Origin of the sequence: Arthrobacter sp. H41 (assembly GCF_000520535.1) — a bacterium.
Taxonomy (GTDB): domain Bacteria; phylum Actinomycetota; class Actinomycetes; order Actinomycetales; family Micrococcaceae; genus Arthrobacter_D.
Map to the genome: position 1 here is coordinate 27,853 of NZ_KI914784.1, position 7,059 is coordinate 34,911.

The 7,059-nt window shown below is 63.3% G+C and carries 8 protein-coding genes and 1 pseudogene; 5 read left to right on the forward strand and 4 right to left on the reverse strand.

Annotated elements, in window-relative coordinates; translation table 11 throughout:
• Positions 1-139: 139 nt before the first annotated feature.
• Positions 140-1,120, reverse strand: a complete 981-nt coding sequence (locus Y705_RS0107030; protein ID WP_026532347.1) for a GlxA family transcriptional regulator — start codon at positions 1,118-1,120, stop codon at positions 140-142.
• Positions 1,121-1,201: 81 nt separating this feature from the next.
• On the opposite strand from Y705_RS0107030, the gene Y705_RS0107035 reads away from it, so the two are divergent.
• Complete coding sequence (locus Y705_RS0107035; RefSeq protein ID WP_026532348.1) at positions 1,202-1,435, forward strand: hypothetical protein; 234 nt, start codon at positions 1,202-1,204, stop codon at positions 1,433-1,435.
• 79 nt (positions 1,436-1,514) lie between these two features.
• Here Y705_RS0107035 and Y705_RS23605 read toward each other — a convergent pair.
• A pseudogene (locus tag Y705_RS23605) lies at positions 1,515-1,628 on the reverse strand (DUF7010 family protein); the annotation flags it as partial.
• A 115-nt stretch (positions 1,629-1,743) separates the two neighbouring features.
• Here Y705_RS23605 and Y705_RS0107040 point away from each other — a divergent pair.
• The gene (locus Y705_RS0107040) at positions 1,744-2,337 is read left to right on the forward strand and encodes an LURP-one-related family protein (protein WP_026532349.1); all 594 of its coding nucleotides are present in this window, start codon (positions 1,744-1,746) and stop codon (positions 2,335-2,337) included.
• 275 nt (positions 2,338-2,612) lie between these two features.
• A complete protein-coding gene (locus tag Y705_RS0107045) occupies positions 2,613-3,173 on the forward strand; it encodes a dihydrofolate reductase family protein (protein ID WP_026532350.1) in 561 nt (186 codons plus the stop codon).
• Positions 3,174-3,327: 154 nt separating this feature from the next.
• On the opposite strand, the gene Y705_RS18095 is transcribed toward Y705_RS0107045, so the two are convergent.
• Complete coding sequence (locus tag Y705_RS18095; RefSeq protein ID WP_081737867.1) at positions 3,328-3,765, reverse strand: pyridoxamine 5'-phosphate oxidase family protein; 438 nt, start codon at positions 3,763-3,765, stop codon at positions 3,328-3,330.
• 186 nt (positions 3,766-3,951) lie between these two features.
• On the reverse strand, positions 3,952-5,160 hold the full coding sequence (locus tag Y705_RS0107055; protein ID WP_026532351.1) for a globin domain-containing protein: 1,209 nt from the start codon (positions 5,158-5,160) through the stop codon (positions 3,952-3,954).
• Between the two features lie 256 nt (positions 5,161-5,416).
• On the opposite strand from Y705_RS0107055, the gene Y705_RS0107060 reads away from it, so the two are divergent.
• Both Y705_RS0107060 and Y705_RS0107065 read left to right on the forward strand, forming a co-directional pair.
• A complete protein-coding gene (locus tag Y705_RS0107060; RefSeq protein WP_444826168.1) occupies positions 5,417-5,671 on the forward strand; it encodes a cupin domain-containing protein in 255 nt (84 codons plus the stop codon).
• A gap of 188 nt (positions 5,672-5,859) precedes the next feature.
• A complete protein-coding gene (locus tag Y705_RS0107065; RefSeq protein ID WP_049822405.1) occupies positions 5,860-6,939 on the forward strand; it encodes a hypothetical protein in 1,080 nt (359 codons plus the stop codon).
• The last annotated feature ends 120 nt before the right edge of the window (positions 6,940-7,059 follow it).

Here is a 7,059-nt window from a genome sequence, read left to right on the forward strand (position 1 = left end):
TGTATGGACGAAGGGCTCCAGCCGTTTGGCTGGAGCCCTTCGTCTTGGCCCCACGGATTCTTGAACCCACGAGCGCCGATCGGTCGCCTGGGTCACCATGGGCTCCTTCCTAGCAGGCACCGTAAGGCCGGGGTGTCCGTTACGCTGGCTGTCGGCAGCGTGGTTCCGCGGGGCCCTGGAACGTGCGCCGGTACGCGGCCGGACTGACGCCGAGCGCTTTGTGGAAATGATGCCTGAGGAGCACGGCCTGCCCGAACCCGCTGGCCCTGGCCACCGCATCGATGCTCAGCGATGAGTCCTCCAGGAGCGCTTGCGCACTCGAGAGTCGCTGCGCGTTCACCCACGCCCCGGGCGTCGTCCCCGTCGCAGCACGGAATCTGCGTGCGAAGGTGCGGTCGGACATGTGCACCCTGCCTGCAAGGTCGGAGACGGAGAAGTCCTCGTCGAGGTGATCGTTCAGCCATACGAGCAGTTCTTCCAGGGGGTCACCGCGTCGAAGCGGCAGCGGCCGTTCAATATACTGCGCTTGCCCTCCATCACGGTGGGGAGGGACCACCATAGCTCGCGCGATGGCGGTTGCGGCCCTGACACCGAATTCGTGCCGGACGAGGTGGAGGCAGGCATCGATTCCTGACGCAGTCCCCGCACTGGTGATGATCGTGCCGTCCTCGACGTAGAGGACGTTCTCATCAACACTCACGCGCGGATACTGCGCGGCGAGCTGGCGTGAGTGCTTCCAGTGCGTCGTCGCCCGGCGACCATCGAGTAAACCTGCCTCGGCCAGGGCGAACGCCGCAGAGCAGATCGAGAGGATGCGGGTGCCGCGCTGGAATGCCGTCTGCAGCAGCGCGACGACACCGGCCGGAAGAGGTGTCCCGGAGTGCGACGGCGTCATGATCAGCAGGTCGGCGTCGGCTGCCGCGGAGAGATCCTCGCCCACGGCGACGGAGAATCCCGTCGTGGTCGGAAGCAGACCCGGTTCGGGCGTGCAGACCACGAAATCGAACGCGGGAAGCCCCACCCCCAGACTCGACCGATCCGTCCCGAAGACCTCGCAGGGCACCGTGAATTCAAAGGGGGACAGGCCCGGCAGGACGACGACGGCCACTTTCTGGATCATGCACCAATTATGGCAGTATCCACGCGAATGTTGGCAATACTGCCACTGTTTCGATTCGCGCCGAAGTTTCAAGATCGATGCATGAACACTTTCGACCTTCCGACCCTTGCACCCTTCCTGGTTCCCGCCTTGGTGATCATCCTCCTGGTGGTAGCCGCAGCGACCCTCCTCTTCCGGTTCGTCCGCTCGGATCGCCCCAGCCCTCCGCCACCGCCCAGCGGCTCCGCCACCTGGAACGCGGACGGCCTGCCGAGCAGCCCCTATGCCACCACCATGGCTGCAGCGGAACTTCAGCTGATCTCCGCCCTCCGGTAAGGAATCCCTCATGCCACTCCTCCTCGTCCTCGCCATCACTACCGCAATCTTCGCTCCCGTGGGACGGGCGCGTGCGATGCAGCCACACATAGGGCAGGCAGTGCGCTCCCCCGATTGCGGTGAACGTCGCCGGAACAAGGGCCAGGTTCACGCTGTACAGCAGGATCACCGCCGGCAGAGCGAGAATCTGCACCCTTCGTTGGCTACCCTTCTGCGGGGCCCGGCACTGATCCGGTGCTCATCGTGGTCACACTCATCCACGGCTACTCTGTGCATAGCAAGCACGCCACTCGACGGGGAGAACAATTATGGAAGCATTGCAACGCATCGAGCGCTTCGCTCTGGCGCAGAAGATCACCCTGATGGTGAACCGCTACGAGATTCGCGCGGTCGATCCGGATGGAGGGCCCGGCGACCTGCTCGCGGTCGCGCAGCAGAAACGGATGACCTTCAAGGAAGAGGTCACGTTCTACTCCGACGAGTCGAGACGCACCCCGCTCTTCTCCTTCAAAGCTCGCCAGAGGCTGGATGTGGGAGCAACCTACGACGTACTGGATGCCCAGGGAAACGCCCTCGCCAGCTTTCGCAAGGACTTCGGCAAATCGCTGCTGCGCTCCACCTGGCATCTTGACGCTCCTGGACTACACGCCACAGGGCGGGAGCGAAGTGCAGGTGTGGCCGTTGCTCGCCGGGTCTGGGACCTCGTTCCGTTCGCGGAGAGCATCCCCGCGCCGTTCCTGGTCCACTTCGACTTCCTCGATGAGACGGGCCAGGTGGTCATGACGTCGCGACGGGGCCGCTCAGTGCGGGACAGGTATGACGTCACGGTGCCGGGCGCCGGCATGGACGGGCGGGTGGCGGCCGCGATGGCGGTGGCTCTCGATGCGCTCCAGTCACGCTGAGGAGCCAAGCCTCGAGTCCGCCCCTAGCGGAGAAATTACTCCTCGCCAAAGGCCGCCCGGACGCAGCAGATACCACTCCATGAAACCCACGACCGGCTGAACCCCTCACCACGGAAAGAGCTCTATCCCGAAGTCCGCCCTATCGCCATAACTTCCGTGGCGCCCACCGCGGACACGCCAGCCCAGACCCGTTACAGTGACCGAAGTAACACGCATCACAACTGTAACTTCAGCAACCAGGCTGATGGGGGCATCGGCCGGCAGGGAAAGAATTGATGGCGAAGTTGATCAGTTCGGGAACCGTGTCCCTCGACGGATTCATGGCAGACCCGGAAGGAAATTACGACTGGAGCATTCCCGGCGATGATGTACTCGCCTATCTCACTTGGCGAGAACGGTCCGTCGGCACGCACCTGTATGGCAGGCGCATGTATGAGGAAATGATGGAGTGGGAAACAGCGGACCAGCATTCCGGCCAGGACCAACTCATCATCGACTTCACCCGGAGCTGGCAGGCGGCGGACAAGATCGTCTACTCGACCCCCCTCGGTTCCGCCCCGACGGCCCGGACAGAGATCAGACGAACATTCGACCTACAAGAAATTCGGCAGATGAAAGCGGCGCTCACCCAGGACATCGTGATCTCCGGCCCCTGCCTGGCTGAGCAGGCTATCCGTGCGGGGCTCGTGGACGAATATCAGCTCTACGTCAGCCCGGTCGCCGTGGGTGGCGGACTGCGTTTCTTCCCCGTCGGCACGCGCGTTCACCTCACGCTGAGTGAACAGCATCGCTTCGACGACGGCGTCGTCTTCCTGCGGTACTCCGCCGCCCCCTGAAGGACTCGGTCATCGAACTGACGGCCCATCCGCTGCCGAAGGCGGTGGTTCCCGCTGTCCTAGCGGAGGTCAGCGATGTGGACGTCCAACCCCGGATCCCGCCCTGTTCCCTGGCTTCCAGCGGCGGAGACCCGCTCGGCGATCGACCGGGTTGTCAGGTTGTCCCGACGCGACGACCCACCAATGACGAGGGCATCACCTGGATGAGCTGACGCCGGTCGCCTCCTGCCCAGGGCTCGTTCACCATCCTCCCCCAGACCGTTGCCAGAAGGGACTTGTCCTCCACGACGGCGGACGAGCCCTGCATCAATACGGACCACCCCGACATCACCGCAGGACTAGCCTGGTCGACCTGGAACGCAACGCGGTCAAGCGGGCCGCGCCCCAGGTCCCCCGTCGATGACGTGCGGAAGTACACGGCACGGTCATGCACCAGATAGTTGACGGGAAAAATGAAGATGCGGCCATCGCGCATGAATCCGACGCGGCCCGTCACCTGGGTGCTGAGCAGTGCCCAGCACTCATCAGCGTCCATGGCCCCGTGTGAATGTCCTGCTCCTGGCGTATCCCAGAAGTCGTAACCCGTTGTCATTTCGAGTCCTTTCGTCCGCGCTCCGGTGCGCTCTTCCACCCTATGCGACCACGCATGCGATGCGGCAGGACCGCCGCCGTTCAAGCGAATATCTGCCCGAGAAAGCCACTATCCGACGCCGGAGGGAACCACTTCCCTCAGAACAGCACTGCGCAGGCGCGGGCGCCTGCCGAGCAAGCATTCTTCCTACTGGAAGTCGGCGAGCCAGAGGTCGGGTCCGAACACTTCGTACTGGATATCACGGGCGGGCACACCGCGATCGATGAGGGCGCTGCGGACCGCCTGCATGAAGACCAGGGGCCCACACAGGTAATATTCGGCGTCCTCGGGAAGCTCGATGGTGCTGACGTCCATGAATCCGATCAGTTCGCCGTCGGCGCTCTGGGCACCTTTCGAGGGTTCAACGAACCAGGCCGTCATCGACGCGTCCGGCAGCTGCGCCAGGTCGGACTGGACCTGGCCGCGCAGCGCGAAGGAAGCTGCGGAGTTATCGGCGTGCAGGAGGGTCACCCTGCGTTGCGATCCGGAGCGCACGAGGTGGGAGATCATTCCCGCCATGGGGGTGATGCCGATACCGGCGCTGGCGAAAACAACCGGTCGGTCCGTGTACTTCAAGACCACATCACCGAACGGAACCGAAAGCACCACTTCATCGCCGACGTCGACGCTCGAGTGGAGCAGGTTGGACACCTCGCCGTCGGGGGTGGGTAGGCCGTGGACGCGTTTGACGGAGAACTGACGGTGCTGGCCATCATCGGCACGGGTCAGGCTGTACTGCCGCGGCTGGTGCACACCATCGGGCATCAGCGCCTTCAATGTCACGTACTGCCCGGGCAGCGACGGTTTCACCTCGCGCTCATCAGTCCGTTCGACGACGAACGTGACGACGTCGTCGGTCTCCCGGATCTTCTGAACAACCCGCCACGTCCGCCAGATCGTCTCAGGGGCGAGATGCACGGCTGCGTACATGGCACGTTCCTGGTTGATCAGGACATTGGCCATCAGCCAATACACTTCGTCCCAGGCAGCGGCGACGTCCTCGGTGACGGCCTCTCCCAGGACATCGACGATGGCCCACATCAGATGATCATGCACGATCTGGTACTGATCTGCCCGCAGGCCGAGCGAAACATGCTTGTGGGAGATACGGGACAGGAGATGATCGGGCATTTCATCGGGTTTGTTCACCAGGAAACCGGCGAAAGCCGCCACGGAGCCGGCCAGCGCCTGCTGCTGCCGGCCGTCCGCCTGATTGCCCCGGTTGAAGAGACCATCCAGCAGTTCCGGTTTCTCGGCGAACATGTGCGCATAGAAGCGCTGCGCGATCTCCTGGATGTGCTCGCCCACCACCGGCAGGGTGGCCTCGATGACAGGACGGGAGGTATTGGAAAGCATGATCAAGCTCCTTCACGAACGGTGGCTCGGATAGCGACGCTGGATTCTCGTGTCCACGGCCCGACGTTCTCTTCACAACCGAGCTGTCGACCGAACCGGTAGGACACAGTCCTCATCCTAGTCCGATTTCTACACGCTGTAGAAATTGCGTCTTGCGGAGGCCCAGCCGTACCGACGAATCCAGGCAGTCCTCGAAATGAACTGCGCGCACCATACTGGTGGGACCGGGCGTAAGCCTTTTCGGGCAGATGCCATCTTGCAGAAGTCTTCACTCACCACACTCGCCCGGCACCAACTGGATACTGCCCGCACCGCGTCCAGCGGACACAGCGCCCACACGGTCTATGGCGGCCATGAACACGTTTTGCGGCAGACGATGATCGCGCTGCGGAGCGGATCGTCGTTGAGCGAGCATGAAAATCCGGGCGAAGCGACAGTGCACGTGCTGCAGGGACGGGTGGTGCTGGCAGCTGCGGATGATTTCTGGGAGGGGTCCCGGGAGACCTGCTGATCGTGCCGCCGTCGCGTCATACTCTGGAGGCCCTGGAAGATTCCATGGTTCTCCTCACGGTCGCCAAACACGGATAACCGGCCTGACGACGAACACCGTCCAGTCCGGTCGGCCTCCCGTGTAGCCTACGCAGGGAGGGCGGGAAGGCATTCCCTGCGTGCAGGCAAAGGAGCTGTTCCATTCATACCGTGACGATAGGTCTTCTGGCCGACCCTGGGCTGCCCATCAGACTTGCACACTCACTGGGCCCCGGTCTTGAGCGAGACCTCGCAACGTACCTCGATGCCGAATGCACCTGGCGGGTGGAGGTAAGCCAGGAAACCCTCCCCCTGACCCAGGGCGGCGAAATTCCTTTGATGGACCACGCGGAGGCACTGAAACGATCCAGGCACTGGGATCATGTGGTGTACCTGACCGATCTACCGCGTCGTACGGGCACGGCGCCCATCGTGTACGAGGTGGATCCCGCACTTGGGGCTGCCCTGGTCTGTGTTCCGGCTCTGGGCGCACTCAATGTGAAGAAGCGGACGACACGCACCCTCGTCCACCTCATCACTCTCCTGCGGGAACGCACGACGCAGAAGGAAGATCCACAAGGCATCCACCGCCCGGCATCGCGCATCCGCTGGTGGGATCCGGTGCGGATCGTACCAGCGCATGAGCACCAGGATGTGGCCTACCTAACTCTCCACGGCGTGCGGGGCAGGGTGCGGCTGCTGGCCGGAATGGTGCGCAGCAACCGCCCGGGACGCCTGTTGCCTGCCCTTTCCAACGCTGTCGCCGCCGCTGCGGCCACCGGTGCATTCGGTATTTTCTATGCCTCCATCTGGAACATGGCGGATGCCCTTCATCCCCTTCGCCTGGCCATGATCACCCTCCTGGCCATCGCCACGCTGACCGCCTGGCTGATTATGCGTAACGGCCTGTGGAACCCTGTCCGCCATCCCTCCGAACATCGCGCTGCGCTCCGCGACAACGCTGCCACGATCCTCACCGTCGCTTCGAGCGTGGCTATGATGTACGCCGTCCTGTATCTGGTGATTTTCGGTGGGGCGCTGACGGTCATCTCCGGGGATTACCTGCAATCCCAACTCGGCCATCCTGTGAGCGTCTTCGACTACGCCCAGCTGTCCTGGCTCGCCGCATCCTTCGGCACGATCGCCGGAGCCCTCGGCTCCAACTTCGACAGCAACACCATGATTCGCGAAGCGACCTACAGCAGACGCGAGAATGAACGACGAAAACTCGCCGACTCATACGATGACTAGCCCGACTGCCATCCCCTCGATGTGCCTGCAGTCCGGTTCGGCTGCATCACCCCCCCTGATTAAGCAGTTATGGCTGTCATCCGAGCGGAATAGCCGCCACAGGTGCTTAATCAGCGGGGG

Bases quoted from the DNA above. Each gene is read 5' to 3' on its own strand.
- Y705_RS18095 (WP_081737867.1), bottom strand. From the start codon at position 3,765: ATGACAACGGGTTACGACTTCTGGGATACGCCAGGAGCAGGACATTCA.
- Y705_RS0107035 (WP_026532348.1), top strand. From the start codon at position 1,202: ATGAACACTTTCGACCTTCCGACCCTTGCACCCTTCCTGGTTCCCGCC.
- Y705_RS0107030 (WP_026532347.1), bottom strand. From the start codon at position 1,120: ATGATCCAGAAAGTGGCCGTCGTCGTCCTGCCGGGCCTGTCCCCCTTT.
- Y705_RS0107055 (WP_026532351.1), bottom strand. From the start codon at position 5,160: ATGCTTTCCAATACCTCCCGTCCTGTCATCGAGGCCACCCTGCCGGTG.
- Y705_RS0107040 (WP_026532349.1), top strand. From the start codon at position 1,744: ATGGAAGCATTGCAACGCATCGAGCGCTTCGCTCTGGCGCAGAAGATC.
- Y705_RS0107045 (WP_026532350.1), top strand. From the start codon at position 2,613: ATGGCGAAGTTGATCAGTTCGGGAACCGTGTCCCTCGACGGATTCATG.